Here is a 16,008-nt window from a genome sequence, read left to right on the forward strand (position 1 = left end):
TTCAGTCAGGGAATGTTTCCAGGTCAGCGACCTGGCGTCGATCGGGGGAAACGATTTCTGTAACGTGTTTCGGTAAAATGGCGGGGTGGCTGACGAACGTTGCCTGCACGATCTCCTCCCCGGCCAGTGCGGCCTGTGCAAGCCGGTTCCGAGCGGACTGGCGGCACGGGTGGTCATTACGGCCGGCGGCTCGGTCTTCCATCGGGACACGCACTGTGAAGCCTTGGTGGAGGGTCGGAAGAAGGCCTTCCGGCTGGGGCTGGAGCTGCACGACCCCGTCACCGCCCCCATCGACCGGATCGTGCACGACAGGCCGCCGTGTATCCACTGCTTCCCGGACCATGCGCCCCCCGGAACCCGGCTGTGCTGGGTCATGGACCACGGAACGTGGCACAAGGGCCTCCTCAAACGCTGGACGGGCCGCGGAGCCGACGGACTGTGGCGGGCCGAGGTCGACTACGTCGTCGACCGGGTTCCCCGCGAGGCGGTCCTCGACCAGCGGCGCCTGCGCCCCAGGGAGCCGGGGGAGCAGCGGCCGCGGCTCACCGCCGGAACGCGCTGAGGGCCCGTGGGCTGCGGGACCGGGGCCGCTTAGACCCCGGTGGGAGGGCCTCGGCCGGGCCGCGCCCCTCAGCACTCGATGACGTTGACGGCGAGACCGCCGCGGCTCGTCTCCTTGTACTTGTCCATCATGTCGCGGCCGGTGTCGCGCATCGTCTTGATGACCTTGTCCAGGCTCACGAAGTGGCTGCCGTCGCCGCGCAGGGCCATCCGGGTGGCACTGATCGCCTTGACGGAGGCGAGCGCGTTGCGTTCGATGCACGGGATCTGGACCAGACCGCCGATCGGGTCGCAGGTCAGACCCAGGTTGTGCTCCATGGCGATCTCCGCCGCGTTCTCCACCTGTGCGGGGGACCCGCCCAGCACCTCGGCCAGGCCGGCGGCCGCCATCGAGGAGGCCGAACCCACCTCTCCCTGGCAGCCCACCTCGGCACCGGAGATGGACGCGTTCTGCTTGAACAGGATGCCGATGGCCGCGGCGGTCAGCAGGAACCGGACCGCTCCCTCGTCGCCCGCGCCCGGACTGAAGTGCAGGTAGTAGTGCAGCACCGCGGGAACGATCCCCGCCGCGCCGTTGGTCGGGGCCGTCACCACGCGCCCGCCCGCGGCGTTCTCCTCGTTGACCGCCAGGGCGTACAGCGTGATCCAGTCACTGCCGCGCATCGGGTCCGGATCCACGTGGGTGGGGGCGAGCAGGCCGTGCTCGTCACAGTTGCCGCCCAGCTGCCGGTACAGGCGGTGCGCCCGCCGGGGCACCTTCAGACCGCCGGGGAGGCTGCCCTCGGTCATGACCCCGCGGCGCACGCACTGGCGCATCGCCGTCCAGATCTCCAGCAGCTCGGAGCGGATCTCGTCCGGGGTGCGGCCGAACGCCTGCTCGTTGGCGAGCATCAGGGCACTGATCGACATGTCCGTCCGCTCGCACAGGCGCAGCAGTTCCTCGGCGCTGTCGAAGGGGTACGGGACCACGGTGTCGTCGGCCTTGATCCGGTCCGCACCCGCGGCCCGCTCGTCCACGACGAAACCGCCGCCCACCGAGTAGTACACCTTGGCGGCGACCTCGGTCCCGTAGGAGTCCAGCGCCACGAACCGCATCCCGTTCGGGTGGTCGGGCAGGCTCTCCTTGCGGCGGAAGTCCACGTCGACGGAGGGGTCGAATGCCACCGGGGGACCGTCGGGGCCGCCCAGGTACAGGGTCCGCTCCGAGCGGACCCCCTCCACCAGGTCCGGGACCGCGTCCACGTCCACCCCTTCGGGGGTGTGCCCCATCAGTCCCAGGATCACGGCCGTGTCGCTGCCGTGCCCCTTACCGGTGAGCGCGAGGGAACCGTAGAGTTCCGCGCGCAGGTGGTGGACACGCCCCACGACTCCCTCCGAACGGAGTCCGGACACGAAGGTCCGGGCCGCCTTCATCGGGCCGACGGTGTGTGAACTGGATGGTCCGATACCGACCTTGAACAGGTCGAAGACGCTGATGGCCATGCTGTCCTCCTCGTTGAGCACAGGGGTCGGGCCGTGGGGGCGGCGCCGTGTGGGCCGTTGGCGACCCACACGGCTGGGTACTGCTACAGGTTCGGGTAGAGCGGGCGCTTGGCGGCCAGGGCGCTGACCCGGTCGCGCAGGGCGGCCTCGTCGAACTCCGGCTTGAGCGCTTCGGCGATGACGTCGGCGACCTCGGTGAAGTCACCCTCGTCGAAGCCGCGCGTGGCCAGGGCCGGGGTGCCGATCCGCAGCCCCGAGGTCACCATCGGCGGCCGCGGGTCGTTGGGAACCGCGTTGCGGTTGACCGTGATACCGACCGAGTGCAGCCGGTCCTCGGCCTCCTGCCCGTTGAGCTGGGAGTCCACCAGGTCGACCAGGACCAGGTGGACGTCGGTGCCGCCGGTCAGGACCTTGACCCCGGCCTCGGCCGCGTCCGGCTGGGTGAGCCGCTCGGCGAGGATCCGGGCGCCGGCCACCGTGCGGCGCTGGCGCTCGGCGAACTCCTCGCTCGCCGCGACCTTGAACGAGACCGCCTTGGCCGCGATCACGTGTTCCAGCGGACCGCCCTGCATGCCGGGGAAGACCGCGGAGTTGATCTTCTTGCCCAGCTCCGCCTTGGCCAGGATCATGCCGCCGCGCGGGCCGCCGAGGGTCTTGTGCGTCGTGGTGGTGACCACGTCGGCGAACGGCACCGGGTTGGGGTGCAGCCCGGCCGCGACCAGACCGGCGAAGTGCGCCATGTCCACCATGAGCAGCGCGCCGGTCTCGTCGGCGATCTGGCGGAACCTCGCGAAGTCGAGCTGGCGCGGGTAGGCGGACCAACCCGCGACGATCATCTTCGGCTGGTGCTCCTTGGCCAACGCCGCGACCTCGTCGTAGTCGACGGTGCCGTCCTCGTCGCGCACGTGGTACGCCACGGCGTTGAGGATCTTGCCGGAGTAGTTGATCCGCATGCCGTGGGTCAGGTGGCCGCCGTGGGCCAGGTCCAGGCCCAGGATGGTGTCGCCCGGCTTGAGCAGCGCGAAGTACACGGCGGTGTTGGCCTGGGCACCGGAGTGCGGCTGTACGTTGGCGTGCTCGGCGCCGAACAGCTCCTTGGCGCGGTCGATCGCGAGCTGCTCGACCACGTCGACGTGCTCGCACCCCCCGTAGTAGCGGCGGCCGGGGTAGCCCTCCGCGTACTTGTTGGTGAGGACGGTGCCCTGGGCCTCCAGAACCGCCTGGGGGGCGAAGTTCTCCGAGGCGATCATCTCAAGGGTGTCGCGCTGGCGGCCCAGCTCGGCGTCGACCGCGGCCGACACCTCGGGGTCCAGCTCGCTCAGGCTCTGGTTGAGCAGGTTGTCGCTGGTCATGCTAGTTCTCGCCTTCGGTCAGCTTGGTGTACTCCTCAGCGGAGAGAAGGTTCGCGGGCTCCTCGGAGATCCGCACCCTGAACAGCCAGCCGCCCTCGAAGGGGGCGGAGTTGATCGTCTCGGGGGCGTCCTCGAGGGACTCGTTGACCTCCACGACCTCTCCGCTCACGGGCGAGTAGACGTCGCTGACGGACTTGGTGGACTCCACCTCGCCCGCGGGCTCACCCGCGGTGACCTCGGTGCCGACCTCGGGGGCCTCGACGTAGACGATGTCGCCCAGCGACTCGGCGGCGAACGAGGTGATCCCGACTGTGGCGATCCCGTCCTCGACCACGATCCACTCGTGTTTGGCGGTGTAACCCAGCTCCGTGGGAACGCTCACTTCAACTCTCCTTGGAGGTGTTCCATTTGTCTGCCGTGCGCCCGTACGGCGACCCGGCCCGGCCTACGCCCGGCCACGCCCCGACCGTGCCGGTCCCTCGTGGGGATCCAGCCGTGCGGTGCGTGCAGGCTCTCGGGGGCCCTCGTCGGACCCCCGCTTCCTACGACTGCCGCTTGTAGAACGGCAGCTCGACCACGTCGACTTCCTCGCCCCTCCCGCGCACGTCCACGGTGAACGTGCCGGTCGAGGTGTCGAGGTCGCCGTCCACGTAGGCCATGGCGATGGGGCGGCCCAGAGTGGGGGAGGGGGCGCCGCTGCTGGTGACTCCGACGACGGTCCCGTCGCGCAGCACGTCCTGGCCCTTGCGCAGCGGGCGGCGGCCGCGGGCGGCGAGCCCGATCAGGCGGCGCTCCCGTGCGGTACGCGAGGCCTCCTCCAGTGCGGCGCGGCCGACGAAGTCGCCCGGTTTGTCGAACTTGACCACACGGCCGAGCCCGGCGTCGAAGGGGGTGAGTTCGGAGGTGAGTTCCTGGCCGTAGAGCGGCATCCCGGCCTCCATCCGGAGGGTGTCCCGGGAGGAGAGCCCGGCCGGGACCAACCCGTGCTCGGAGCCCTGGGCGATCAGCGCGGCCCAGACCTCGGGCGCCCGGTCAGCGGGCTTGACGAAGATCTCGAAGCCGTCCTCGCCGGTGTAGCCGGTGCGGGCGAGCAGGACCGGGACCCCGGCCACGGTGTGCTCGTACCCGGCGTAGTAGCGGATCTCGTCGAGGTTCGCATCGGTGAGCGGGGCGAGGATCTCCACGGCGCGCGGGCCCTGGACCGCGATGAGGGAATAGGCGGCGGACTCGTCCGCGACCTCGACGTCGAAGTCCGAGGCGCGCTCGGCCAGGGCGGAGGCGACGACGGGCACGTTGGCCGCGTTCGCCACGACCAGGTACTCCTGCTCACCGAGCCGGTAGACGATGAGGTCGTCCAGGACGCCGCCGTCCTCGGCGGTGATCATGGTGTAGCGGGCGCGCCCCACCTTGACCTTGGAGAGGAAGCCCACCAGGGCGTAGTCGAGGGCCTCGGCTGCCTGCGGGCCGGTCAGCCGGATCTCGCCCATGTGGGAGAGGTCGAACAGTCCGGCGGCCTCACGGACGGCGTTGTGCTCGACGGTCTCGCTGGAGTAGCGGAGCGGCATCAGCCACCCGGCGAAGTCGACGAGTGTGGCCCCGGCCTCTTCGTGGGTCTTGTGCAGCGCCGTGAGACGTGGCGCGGGCGTGGGCTCTGACATGGGCACTCCCGAGAGGATGGGCGTCGTGTCGTGCGTAAGGCGTTGCCATCCTCCCCCTCTGTCATGGGTGCCTGAGAGCTTCACCGCGCGCTCGGCGTGGTTTGCACCTTCGGCGAGGGAGCAGGTCCCTGCTTTCCAGAGTGGTCTCGCCCGTACGGTCCGCTGTGCCTGAGAGGTTGTCATCGGGGAGGATTGCTCCTTCGGCGGCCCACGCTGGATACGCGGACTCTCTCCCGTACGGGGTCAGCAACACGTTCAGCCTAGCAGCGGCGTCACAGGGCGCCCAAGACTGACCGACCGGTTCGGCCCCACCGCCGGGCGGGCCGGCAGTGGGGGCGGCACGGTGGGACGGAGGCCCGCTGGTGGCTTCGGGGGACGGCCCGATCGGGGCGGCTCGTTCGGGGTCTCGCGAAGCAGGGTACGCGGCCGTCGGGCATGCCCTAGCTTGGTGGGGGACGTTCCTTCGGACACCCTGTGGAGGAGACGAGTGCGTACCGACACCGAACACGTTCCCGGCAGGTCCGGGCGGACCCGGGTCCGGCTCGCCGCCGGTGCGGCGGGTTGCGCCCTCAGCCTGGCCGCGTCCGCCTGTGGTGGGGACGGTCAGCCCGCCGAACGGGCCGAGGGGCGCGCCGGTGAACCCGTCGCGCTGGGTGACGTGGAGACCGTGGAGCGCGCCGACCTCGAAGCGGTCTTCGCCGAGGCCGGGGTGGACGGGACGTTCGTGCTCTTCGACGCCGAGGACCGGTCCGCGGTCGTGGTGAACCCGGAGGGCGCCCGGGAGCGGGCCGTGCCCGCCTCCACCTTCAAGCTGCCGAACACGCTCATCGCCCTCCAGACCGGCGAGGTGGCCGACATCGACGAGGTCGTCTCCCCCGAGGGAGGGAAGGAGATGAGCCTGCGTGAGTCCCTGCCCTCCTCCGACGTGCCGGTCCACCGGGAGATCGCCGACCGGATCGGGCACGAGCAGATGACCGCCTGGGTGGACCGGTTCGACTACGGCAACCGGCAGGTCGGCGACGAGGACAGGATGGACCGTTTCTGGCTGGAGGGTCCGCTGGAGATCTCCGCGCTGGAGCAGGCCACCTTCATCGCCGAACTGGCCCGTGCCGCACTGCCCGTGGACGTCGGCCACCAGCACGCGATGCGCGAACTGCTGATGATCGAGGAGGGCCCGGACCATCAGCTCTTCGGTCGGACCGGTCTGGGCGCGGAGGTCGACTCCGTGCCGGGCTGGTGGGTCGGCTGGGTCGAACGCGGGGACGACCTGCACACGTTCGCGCTCCGGCTGGAGCTCGAGGACGCGGGTGACGCCGTCCTGAGCGAACCGTTGGGCCGTGAGCTCCTGGTGGCGCTGGAGGCCCTTCCCGCGCGGTAGCCCCCCGCTTCCCATGGTCCGGTCTGTCCGGGGCCCGGCGGATCGCGCCGGACCCCGAACCGGTCAGACGGCGTTCTTGCGGCGCTGGCGCACGGCCTCGGCGAGGTTCTCCAGCACGCCCCCGGTGGTCTCCCAGCTCATGCACTTGTCCGTGATGGACTGGCCGTAGGTGAGTTCGGCCGGGTCGCCGAGCTTCTGCGCGCCCTCCTCGATGAAGCTCTCCAGCATCACACCGACGACGCCCCTCTCGCCCTCGGCGACCTGGGCGGCGATCTCCCGGGCCACGGCCGCCTGGCGGACGTGGTCCTTGCCGCTGTTGGCGTGGCTGGCGTCGATCATCAGGCGTCGCGGCAGACCGGCGCCCTCGATGACGCCCAGGGCCGAACCGACCGAAGCGGGGTCGTGGTTGGGGCCGCTGCGGCCGCCGCGCAGGATGACGTGGCAGTCCGGGTTGCCGTCGGTGACCACGACCGAACCCGCTCCCGCGGGGTCCACACCGAAGAAGGTGTGCGAGGCGGCCGCGGCGCCCACGGCGTCCACGGCGACCTGTACGTCGCCGTCGGTACCGTTCTTGAAACCGACCGGGGTGCTCAGGCCGCTGCTGAGCTGGCGGTGCACCTGGCTCTCGGTGGTGCGGGCGCCGATCGCGCCCCAGGACACCACGTCGGCGATGTACTGCGGGGTGATCGGGTCCAGGAACTCGGTGCCCGCGGGCAGTCCGATGGCGTTGATGTCCAGCAGTAGCTTGCGGGCGGTGCGCAGGCCGCGGTGCACGTCGTAGGTGTCGTCCAGGCCCGGGTCGTTGATCAGGCCCTTCCAGCCCACCGTGGTGCGGGGCTTCTCGAAGTAGACCCGCATGACCACGCACAGTTCGTCGCTGACCGAGGGCACCAGCTCCTTGAGCCGGCGGGCGTAGTCCAGGGCCGACTCCGTGTCGTGCACCGAGCAGGGGCCGACGACGACCAGGAGGCGGTCGTCCGTACCGTCCAGTACGCGCTTGACCTCGGTGCGCGAACTCTCCACGAGCTCCGTGCTCTGGGCGCTCATCGGCAGTTCCGCGAGCAGGTCCCGGGGGGCGATGAGTGGCTTGTAACTCGCCACCCGTGTGTCGTTGGTGCTCGTCATCGTCTCCCCTAGGTCCCGTCGGGTTGGTCGTCTCGCAACAAAACCGTAGCGCGGTCGCACACGGCTGGTGCGGCCGCGTCGGCATTTCGACGGTGGGCGGAGGATGGGAAAGGCCACACCAGGGCATTTCCGAAGAAGGTGTCTCATTATTCGAGACAAAAATGCGCGGTGGCCATTCCTCCGAAGGCACTGCGGAGGCCGGTGGGTCAGTCCCCCGGTTTCGGGAGGTCCTCCTCCCAGAACTCGCGCGGGTTGCGCGTGCCGTCGGTGACCGTGCCGCGTTCGGCCTCGGCCCGGCGCAGCTGCACCCGTCGGATCTTACCCGAGGAGGTCTTGGGAAGTTCGATGAACTCCAGGCGGCGCACCCTTTTGTACGGGGACAGCCGACCGCGGGCGTACTCCAGGACGGCACGGGCGGCCTCGGCGTCGGGTGGCACGCCCTCGGCCGGGGTCACGTAGGCCTTGGCGACCGAGAGCCGCAGCGGATCGGGTGAGGGGACGACCGCCGCCTCGGCCACGTATTCGTGCTCGACCAGAACACTTTCCAGCTCAAATGGTGAGATGCGGTAATCCGAGGCCTTGAACACATCGTCGGACCGGCCGATATAGGTAATGTAACCGCGCGAATCCCGGGTGGCGATGTCGCCGGTGCGGTACATGCCGCGCCGGGTCGCCTCCCGGGTTCCCTCGGGGTCGTCGGAGTACCCTCGCATCGCCCCCACGGGTTCGTTGGCCAGGTCCACGCAGATCTGCCCCGAGTCCGAACGCTCCTCGGTCTCCTGGTCGATCAGGACGATGCCGTAGCCGGGCAGCGGCCGTCCCATCGAGCCCGGGACCACTTCCTGGCCCGGGCCGTTGCCGATGACCATGGTGGTCTCGGTCTGCCCGAACCCGTCGCGTACCGTGATCCCCCACGCCGCACGGATCCGGTCCACGATCTCCGGGTTGAGCGGCTCCCCCGCGGACACCGCCTCACGCAGTCCGACCTCCCACGCCTGCGGGCCGACCTGCAGGAGCCTTCGCCAGACCGTCGGTGGCGCGCACAGGCTGCTCGCCCCGCACCGCACCACCGCGTCCAGCAGCGCCGTCGGATCGAACCGCTCCCGGTTGACCACCAGCACCGTCGCCTCGGCGTTCCACGGTGCGAACACGCTGCTGTAGGCGTGCTTGGCCCAGCCGGGGGCGGAGACGTTCAGGTGCACGTTGCCGGGGCGCAGGCCCAACCAGTACATGGTGGACAGGTGGCCGACGGGGTAGGAGCGCTGCGTGTGGGTGACCAGTTTGGGGCGAGCGGCCGTGCCGGAGGTGAAGTACAGCAGCAGCGGGTCGTCCGGCCCGGTGGGCCGCGGCGGAGTGAAGTCCAGCCCCGCGTGCTCGGAGTCCGGGTAGCTGAGCCAGCCGTCCATGTAGCCCACGCAGATCCGCGTCCAGTGCCCGTCCAGGTGCTCGAACCGTTCGGTCTCGGCGGGGGAGCAGATCACGTGCGCGACGTCGCCCCGGTCCAGCCGGTCCACCAGGTCGCTCTCGGACAGGTTGGTCGCGGTCGGGGTGACCACGGCGCCCAGCTTGATCGCGGCGAGCATGGTCTCCCACAGCTCGACCTGGTTGCCGAGCATCAGCATGATCCGGTCCCCGGGGCGCACACCCTGGCCGATCAGCCAGTTCGCCACCTGGTTGGACCGCTCCGACATCTGTCGGTAGGTGTGGTGGACCTCGGTGCCGTCCTCCTCCACCAGCCAGAGCGCGGTCCGGTCCGGGCGGGTTGCCGCCACCAGGTCGAAGTGGTCCAGTGCCCAGTTGAACCGTTCCGGTCTGGGCCACTCGAACTCCCGGCACGCGGTCTCCTGGTCCTCCCGGTGCTGCAGGAGCAGGTCCCGCGCGGCGCGGAACTCCCGTGCCCCCTCGGACATCTCTTTCGACATCGAAGGCCTCCGTTTCGGGTACGGCGCGCCGAGCGCGCCGCCCACGGGCCCCCACCGCCGTGCGAGCGGATGGGGCGGGGTGTGCCCCTGCGGTTCTACCCGCAACGGGCCGCCTCGACCCATCGCCCCGCCGATGCCGGGGTTTGCCGGGTGCGGCCGGGGCCTGCCCGCCGCGCACCGGCACCTCTAGGATGTTTCCCCATGGAGGAACTACGCGGGCACCACGCCATCTGGCGCTTCGACGAGGAGAGGGTGCGCATCGGGTTCGGCACCGGGCGCAAGGTGCCGCACCTGTTCAGGGCGCTCGGCCAGTGCTCGGTTCCGCTGGCCGCCGTACGCGAGGTGGACTTCGACCCCGGCGACCGCAAACAGGGGTGGCGGCTCCGGGTGCGGCTGGTGGACGGGGCCGACCCCTACGCGGATCTGGAGACCGTGGGCACCGCCGCCCCCGCCACACCACTGGTGCTGACCGGGCCGCATGATCGGGAGCTGGTCGCCGAGTACTGCGCCGACCGGCTCGCCGAGTCCGCCCGCTACGCACGCGAGGTCCGCGGGGCGCCGCTCGACCTCTCGGAGGTCGCCCTGGGGCTGGTGGTCAGGCCGCCCTTCCAGGCGCGCACCGGAGAGGGATCCGTCTCCTTCGACGGGGAACGGGTACGGCTCCACTGGGACGGCTGGATGGCGAGCACCGCCAAGGGACAGGAGAAGTCGCGCGAGTTCCCGCTCTCCGAGATCGGGTCCCTCCAGTGGTCCCCGCAGGTCGACTTCGGTGAGGGTTTCCTCCGCGTGGTGCTGCGCGGAGCGACCATCCCCGAGGCCTCCGGCCTCGAACACGACTTCTTCACCCTGGTCTCGCACGGCCCCAAGGGCAGCGACGAAACCCTCCTGATGGCCGCCACCGTCAACAGCCGCATCGCCCTGGCGGACCAGGAACCCGGGGAGGAGCCCGCCGCCCTGACGGCGGGCGCGGCCGACGACGGCGACGAGATCTTCGCCAAGATCCGGGAGCTCGGGAACCTCCACGCCGAGGGGCTGTTGACCGACGAGGAGTTCGGCACCAAGAAAGCGGAGCTCCTGGGGCGGCTCTGATCCCGGTCCGGCCCCGAACACGACCCAGCCACGAACAGCACGAAAGGGCCCACGCCTTGCGCACCTTGTACCCGCCCATCGAGCCGTACGACTCGGGCATGCTCGACGTCGGTGACGGACACCGCGTCTACTGGGAGCTGTGCGGCAACCCCGCGGGCAAACCCGTGGTGTTCCTGCACGGTGGCCCGGGCGGCGGCTGCACCCCCGACCACCGTCGGCTCTTCGATCCGGAGAGGTACCGCATCCTCCTGTTCGACCAGCGCAACTGCGGGCGTTCCACCCCGCACGCCAGCCGTATGGACGTCGACCTGGCCACCAACACCACCTGGGCGCTGGTCGAGGACATGGAGCGCCTGCGCGAGATGATCGGCGTGGACGCCTGGCAGGTCTTCGGCGGGTCCTGGGGCAGCTGCCTGGCCCTCGCCTACGCGCAGAAGCACCCCGAGCGCGTCACCGAGCTGGTCGTCCGCGGCATCTTCACCCTGCGCGACCAGGAGCTTCGCTGGTTCTACCAGGAGGGCGCCTCCCACCTCTTCCCGGACCTGTGGGAGTCCTACCTGGCCCCCATCCCGGAGGGGGAGCGCGACGACCTCATCGCCGCCTACGCCCGCCGCCTGGAGTCCCAGGACCGAAAGACGCGGCTGGAGGCAGCCCGCGCGTGGAGCGTGTGGGAGGGGTCGACGATCACGCTGCTGCCCAACCCCGCACTGCGCGAACACCACGCGGACGAGGACTACGCGCTGGCCTTCGCCCGGATCGAGAACCACTACTTCCACAACAAGGGCTTCCTCACCCCCGAACAGCTCATCGAGGGTGCCGAACGGATCCGGCACATACCCGGGGTGATCGTCCAGGGCCGCTACGACGTGTGCACCCCGATGCGCACCGCCCACGATCTGCACCGGGCCTGGCCGGAGGCGGAGTTCCACGTCGTCGACGACGCGGGGCACGCCTTCAGCGAGCCCGGCATCCTGCACCAGCTGATCGAGGCGACCGACCGCTTCGCCAAGTAGGGATCCGTGGCTAGGGTGAGGCCACCCGTGCCCCCCAGGGCCGCCGCCCGTGGCCGGGCGGCGGCCCGCGGACGAGAGGAAGGCAGCATGCGAGTCGAGGTCGACTACGACCAGTGTGAGAGCAACGCCCTGTGCATGGCCGCGGCCCCGGAGGTGTTCGAGGTCAGGGACGACGACTTCCTCTACCTCCTCACCGAGGAGCCGGACGAGGAGCTCCGCGCGAAGGTGCTCCAGGCGGAGCGGATGTGCCCCAAGGGAGCCATCACCGTGACGGGGTAGCCCCGGCCGCGGCCATGGCCTCCTCCCAGGTGGTGGGTTTCTCCAACATGCCGCGGTAACGCATGGTGCGCGGGGTGGAGCGCAGGCCGAGCACCCCGGTGAGCATCCCCCCGCGCCCCAGGAACGCGACGAATTTCCGGTCCTGCGGTGACCCGTGCACGAAGGCGACCTCATCGGCGGGGGCGCCCTGCCCCAGCAGCTGGACCTTCTTCTTGTACTGGTCGGACCAGAAATAGGGCACCGGGGTGAAGGGCGTCCGCCCCGTCCCGGCGAGCAGGTTGCGGGCGGCCGCCTCGCCCTGTTCGCTCGCGTTGGTCCAGTGTTCCAGCCGGATCCGGCCGCCGTAGCGCGGGTGCGGCCAGTTGGCCAGGTCACCGACCGCGTACACGTTCGGCACCGAGGTGGCGGAGTACTCGTCGCACACCACCGAGCCGTCGTCGAACAGCTCCACGCCCGAACCGCGCAGCCACTCGGTGTTGAGGTGGACACCCACCCCGGCCACCACCAGGGAGGCCTCGATCGCGGAACGGTCCGCCAACCGGACGCGTTCCACCCGGCCGGCACCCTCGAACCCGGTCACCCCCGCGCCCAGACGCACGTCCACACCGTTCTCCCGGTGCAGGTCGGTGAGGACGTCCCCGACACGCGGGTCGACCACCCTGGTCAGCGGGGTGGGAGCGGCCTCCACCAGGGTGACCTCCATTCCCACGGCACGGGCGCTCGCGGCGACCTCGGCCCCGACGAACCCCGCGCCGACCACCACCAGGTGTCCGCCGGAGTCGAAGGCCGCACGGATCGCCTCGGCGTCGTCGAGGGTGCGCAGGACGTGTACCCCGGCCAGGTCGGTGCCGGGGCGCCGGGCCCGCGCCCCGGTGGCCACGATCAGCCCGTCGTAGCTCAGCGAACCCCCGCCGCCGGGTCCGGCCACGCGCAGCTCCCGGGCTGCCGGGTCCAGCCCGACCGCCCGCGTGTTCGGTCGGAAGTCCAGGTCCAGGCCCTCGACCACGGCGTCCTCACGCAGCCGCAGGGCGCGGTGCCCGACCAGCCATCCCGGGCCGCCGTGCGCGGGGTCCATCCCGACCCCGGTCAGGACCTCCTTGGACAGCGGAGGTCGTGAGTAGGGCCGGTGCGGCTCCTCCCCGACCAGGGTCAGACGCCCCTCGAAGCCGTGTTCCCGCAGGGCCTCCGCCGCGTGCAGCCCGGCCATGCCCGCACCGGCGATGACGATCTCGTTCAGGGTGTCCGACACCGTGTTTCCTTTCCGTCTCCCGGGCTCTGGCCCCCAGGATGCACTTTCCACCTCGACTCCAGGAGGAACACCTCCCGCCCGCCTCCACCCCAGGGGGTGTGCCCGCCTTCCCACCTCAGCCCCAGAGGGAGTGCTTCCCGCTCACCGTCACCCCAGGGGGTGTTCTTTCGTTCGGGCGCGGGAGTGTTCTGCAAGACGAGTCAAGCCGCCGGCGAGGAACGAGCCAGGCGCAGACGAGGATGAAGAACATCTCCCCTCAGGCGCCCGAACACGGTCCGAAGCGAAGCGGAGGCCCCAAGCAAACACAGGGAGGCCCCAAGCAAACACAGCCCCCAAACAAGCACTACAATCCGCGGACTTCGCCGACGGTCCGGCCGCCGCCCTGGATGGGGGTGGTCAGGTGCTCCTTGACGGGTGTGACGTCCACCCCCAGGGCCTGGAGGGCGGTGAGGCCGACGAGGACGCGTGAGCGTTCTTCGGCGTCTCCGTCGCTGATCTTGACGGCGACCGTCTCACCGGTGGGCACGTTGAGCACGAGTACGCCGTCGGCGCCGATCTTGGAGACCAGGCCGGGCATACGGGTCATCAGTTCGGTGTCGATGCGGTCGGTACCCGAGACGTACTCGGGGTGGGCGCTCATCGCTTCGATGATGGTCCGCTCGGCGCTGCCCTCGGGGGACAGGCGCATGCCCTGGATGCCTCGGGCGAGGCCGACCAGGGAGACCGCGAGCTGTGGCGCCCCGCAGCCGTCGACGGCGGTGTGTGCGATCCTCTCGCCGCACATGTCCTCGGTCGCTTCGCGTACCAGTACCTGCAGCGGGTGCTCGGGGTCGAGGTAGTCCTCGGTGCTCCACCCCTGGGCGACGCAGGCGGCGAGCATGCCCGCGTGCTTGCCGGAACAGTTCATGTACCGGCGCTCGGGGGAGCGGCCCGCGGCGAGGAAGGCCTTACGGGCGGCGGAACCGCCGGGGACGGCGGGCGGGCAACGGAGGGCTTCGGCGGTGAGTCCGGCCGAGGCCAGGATCCGTTCGGTCTCGGCTGCGTGGAACTCCTCGCCCCCGTGGCTTCCCGCGGCGATCGCGAGGGAGGTCCCCTCCAGCGGGGCGCCGGCGCGCAGCGCGGCCAGGGCCTGGAAGGGTTTGGCGGAGGAGCGGGGGAACATGGCGTCGTGCACGGGCCCGCGCGCGTAGGCGATCTCACCTTCGGCCGAGAGCCCGACGACCGCGCCGTAGTGCACGCCTTCGCGCATTCCGGAACGGACGACTTCCGCCAGGGGAGCGTAGCTGGGCAGCGGATCCTGGTTCATGTGGTTTCTCCTCGCCGTTGAGGCTGTGGGGGAATCGCGGTGTGCACCCGCCGACGGCAGGCACGCGTCAAAACGTACACACACCCTCGGTTCTTCCCGTGCGCTGGTGTGCGGCTCGCGGGGTCGCCGGCGGCTCTGTCCGCGCTCTGGGATGCCGTTGGCGCCGCGCCAGGGTGTGCGCCCGGTGTCGGACGCGGGCAGTAAGGTCGGGGACCGACGGTGGGCGGGTGCCGGACGCACCGGGACGACCTGCTGGAACACCTGCCGGGGCATCGGCGTGACAAAGGGAGTGGGACTGGCGATGGGAACGCTGCGGATGGGCGAACTGACCCGGAGAAGGGTCGGCACGCGTGCGGCGGACCTGGAGTACGCGGTGCTTGACGTCGAGACGACCGGTCTGGACCCGCGCGAGGGCGCGCGTCTGGTCGAGGTCGCCGTGGTGCGGGTGCGCGGTGACGGAGAGCTCGTGGACGAGTTCAGCACGCTGGTGGACCCCCGGGGCCCGGTGGCCGGACAGGAGTTCCACGGGATCGGTGAGGGAGATGTCATCGGTGCCCCGCGGGTGGCCGAGATCGTCCCCCGCCTGGCCCAGTTGCTCTCCGGGGCGGTGGTGGTCGGCCACAACCTGGACTTCGAGGAGCGCTTCCTCGCCGCTGAGCTGGTTCCCGCCGGTCTACCGCGCGGCCAGTCGGGCCTGTGCACGCTGAGGGCCTTGCGCGCCCAGATCGACCTCCCCCGCTACTCGCTGCCGCGCGCCACCCACCTGCTGAGCGGGTCCTGGCCGACGGGGCAGCACACCGCCCTGGGCGACGCCCGCGCCTGCGCCAGGCTGCTCGTGGAGATGATCGCGAACGCGCCCGGCGAGCTGCGTTACGCGGGGCCGCCGCCCCTGGTCCTCCGGGGCGGTGAGCCCGTGGACGGCCCGGTGCGCTGGAAGCCTCGCACGACCCCGGAGCCCGGTGGGCTGGAGCCCCTGAACGAGTGGAAGGCGTCTTGGCGCGGCGCCGAGTTGGACGCCGCGCTGTGCGGTGGCGCCTTCGGGGCGGCGGACCGGGCGGCCGCGGAGAGTGCCGCGCACCGTGACTCCAGGCTGTGGGAGCGGGTGGCCGCGGCCGCCGCGGTGACCGGAGGGGTCGCGGCCACGGTCGCGGGTGGCCTGCTGGTGCGCATGGCGGGCGGGCGCGGCGGTCTCCGGGGCCGCGCGGGCTGACCCCGGGTCCGGTGGCCCGGGTCCCGTCAGAGAGATGACCCGGTCCGGGGCGTCAAAGACCGGACAGGGTGAGGAAGAACGCCACGATCAGTGCGCTGCCGCCCACGGTGGTGAGCAGGGCTCGCCCCTGTTCGGTGAGTCGGGCGGGGGCCAGGCGCAGCCGTGGCGGTGCGCTGACACGCTGGGCGGTGGCGACCCCGCCGCCGGGGCGGGGTGCGGGCAGGCGCCCGGCGGTGAGGCGGGGGACCTTGTTGAACAGGGCGATCGACACCAGGACGGCGCCGACGGCGATCAGTACGAGGGACACGGGAGGAGGGCCTAACGGGACTCGGATCCGGGCGGGTGGAAGTGCCCGGGCGGGGGCTCCGGGCAGGGCGGATAGTT

15 protein-coding genes and 1 riboswitch are annotated in these 16,008 nt (G+C 71.0%); of the genes, 6 read left to right on the forward strand and 9 right to left on the reverse strand.

The genetic code is table 11. The annotated features are described in order from the left end of the window. Positions 1–85: 85 nt before the first annotated feature. Positions 86–562 carry a hypothetical protein gene (locus ACUKCB_RS00195; RefSeq protein ID WP_473038420.1) on the forward strand — a complete coding sequence of 159 codons (477 nt, stop codon included), beginning with the start codon at positions 86–88 and terminating at the stop codon, positions 560–562. A gap of 68 nt (positions 563–630) precedes the next feature. On the opposite strand, the gene ACUKCB_RS00200 is transcribed toward ACUKCB_RS00195, so the two are convergent. The 4 genes from ACUKCB_RS00200 to gcvT form a co-directional block, all read right to left on the reverse strand. Further along, complete coding sequence (locus ACUKCB_RS00200; protein ID WP_473038421.1) at positions 631–2,043, reverse strand: L-serine ammonia-lyase; 1,413 nt, start codon at positions 2,041–2,043, stop codon at positions 631–633. 83 nt (positions 2,044–2,126) lie between these two features. Then, positions 2,127–3,395 carry a serine hydroxymethyltransferase gene (locus tag ACUKCB_RS00205; RefSeq protein WP_473038422.1) on the reverse strand — a complete coding sequence of 423 codons (1,269 nt, stop codon included), beginning with the start codon at positions 3,393–3,395 and terminating at the stop codon, positions 2,127–2,129. Position 3,396: 1 nt separating this feature from the next. Next, positions 3,397–3,777, reverse strand: a complete 381-nt coding sequence (gene gcvH / locus ACUKCB_RS00210; protein ID WP_191274819.1) for a glycine cleavage system protein GcvH — start codon at positions 3,775–3,777, stop codon at positions 3,397–3,399. Between the two features lie 160 nt (positions 3,778–3,937). Continuing rightward, positions 3,938–5,053 carry a glycine cleavage system aminomethyltransferase GcvT gene (gene gcvT / locus ACUKCB_RS00215; RefSeq protein WP_473038423.1) on the reverse strand — a complete coding sequence of 372 codons (1,116 nt, stop codon included), beginning with the start codon at positions 5,051–5,053 and terminating at the stop codon, positions 3,938–3,940. A gap of 145 nt (positions 5,054–5,198) precedes the next feature. Then, positions 5,199–5,299, reverse strand: a riboswitch (glycine riboswitch). Between the two features lie 241 nt (positions 5,300–5,540). Here gcvT and ACUKCB_RS00220 point away from each other — a divergent pair. Continuing rightward, positions 5,541–6,431 (forward strand): penicillin-binding transpeptidase domain-containing protein, encoded by an 891-nt coding sequence (locus ACUKCB_RS00220; RefSeq protein WP_473038424.1) that lies wholly within the window; start codon positions 5,541–5,543, stop codon positions 6,429–6,431. Between the two features lie 63 nt (positions 6,432–6,494). On the opposite strand, the gene ACUKCB_RS00225 is transcribed toward ACUKCB_RS00220, so the two are convergent. Further along, positions 6,495–7,556, reverse strand: coding sequence for a 3-deoxy-7-phosphoheptulonate synthase (locus ACUKCB_RS00225; RefSeq protein ID WP_473038426.1), 1,062 nt, complete (start codon positions 7,554–7,556; stop codon positions 6,495–6,497). A gap of 206 nt (positions 7,557–7,762) precedes the next feature. After that, on the reverse strand, positions 7,763–9,478 hold the full coding sequence (locus ACUKCB_RS00230) for an AMP-binding protein (protein WP_473038427.1): 1,716 nt from the start codon (positions 9,476–9,478) through the stop codon (positions 7,763–7,765). 201 nt (positions 9,479–9,679) lie between these two features. Here ACUKCB_RS00230 and ACUKCB_RS00235 point away from each other — a divergent pair, with 201 nt between their 5' ends. The 3 genes from ACUKCB_RS00235 to ACUKCB_RS00245 all read left to right on the forward strand — a co-directional run bounded on the left by ACUKCB_RS00235 (position 9,680) and on the right by ACUKCB_RS00245 (position 11,859). Further along, positions 9,680–10,567 carry a DUF4429 domain-containing protein gene (locus ACUKCB_RS00235; protein ID WP_473038428.1) on the forward strand — a complete coding sequence of 296 codons (888 nt, stop codon included), beginning with the start codon at positions 9,680–9,682 and terminating at the stop codon, positions 10,565–10,567. Positions 10,568–10,623: 56 nt separating this feature from the next. After that, the gene (gene pip / locus ACUKCB_RS00240) at positions 10,624–11,580 is read left to right on the forward strand and encodes a prolyl aminopeptidase (RefSeq protein ID WP_473038429.1); all 957 of its coding nucleotides are present in this window, start codon (positions 10,624–10,626) and stop codon (positions 11,578–11,580) included. An 87-nt stretch (positions 11,581–11,667) separates the two neighbouring features. Then, a complete protein-coding gene (locus ACUKCB_RS00245) occupies positions 11,668–11,859 on the forward strand; it encodes a ferredoxin (protein ID WP_452544858.1) in 192 nt (63 codons plus the stop codon). Here the strand turns inward: ACUKCB_RS00245 and ACUKCB_RS00250 are convergent. Further along, entirely contained in the window at positions 11,843–13,108 is a 1,266-nt protein-coding gene (locus tag ACUKCB_RS00250) for an NAD(P)/FAD-dependent oxidoreductase (RefSeq protein WP_473038430.1), read from the reverse strand. The two genes, ACUKCB_RS00245 and ACUKCB_RS00250, sit on opposite strands and share 17 nt — an antisense overlap. A 343-nt stretch (positions 13,109–13,451) precedes the next feature. Next, complete coding sequence (locus ACUKCB_RS00255; protein WP_473038431.1) at positions 13,452–14,414, reverse strand: asparaginase; 963 nt, start codon at positions 14,412–14,414, stop codon at positions 13,452–13,454. A 301-nt stretch (positions 14,415–14,715) separates the two neighbouring features. Here ACUKCB_RS00255 and ACUKCB_RS00260 point away from each other — a divergent pair, with 301 nt between their 5' ends. Next, positions 14,716–15,624, forward strand: a complete 909-nt coding sequence (locus ACUKCB_RS00260; RefSeq protein ID WP_473038432.1) for a 3'-5' exonuclease — start codon at positions 14,716–14,718, stop codon at positions 15,622–15,624. A gap of 52 nt (positions 15,625–15,676) precedes the next feature. On the opposite strand, the gene ACUKCB_RS00265 is transcribed toward ACUKCB_RS00260, so the two are convergent. Then, on the reverse strand, positions 15,677–15,931 hold the full coding sequence (locus tag ACUKCB_RS00265; RefSeq protein ID WP_473038433.1) for a hypothetical protein: 255 nt from the start codon (positions 15,929–15,931) through the stop codon (positions 15,677–15,679). Positions 15,932–16,008 lie beyond the last annotated feature (77 nt).

This window comes from Nocardiopsis moroccensis (assembly GCF_055763695.1).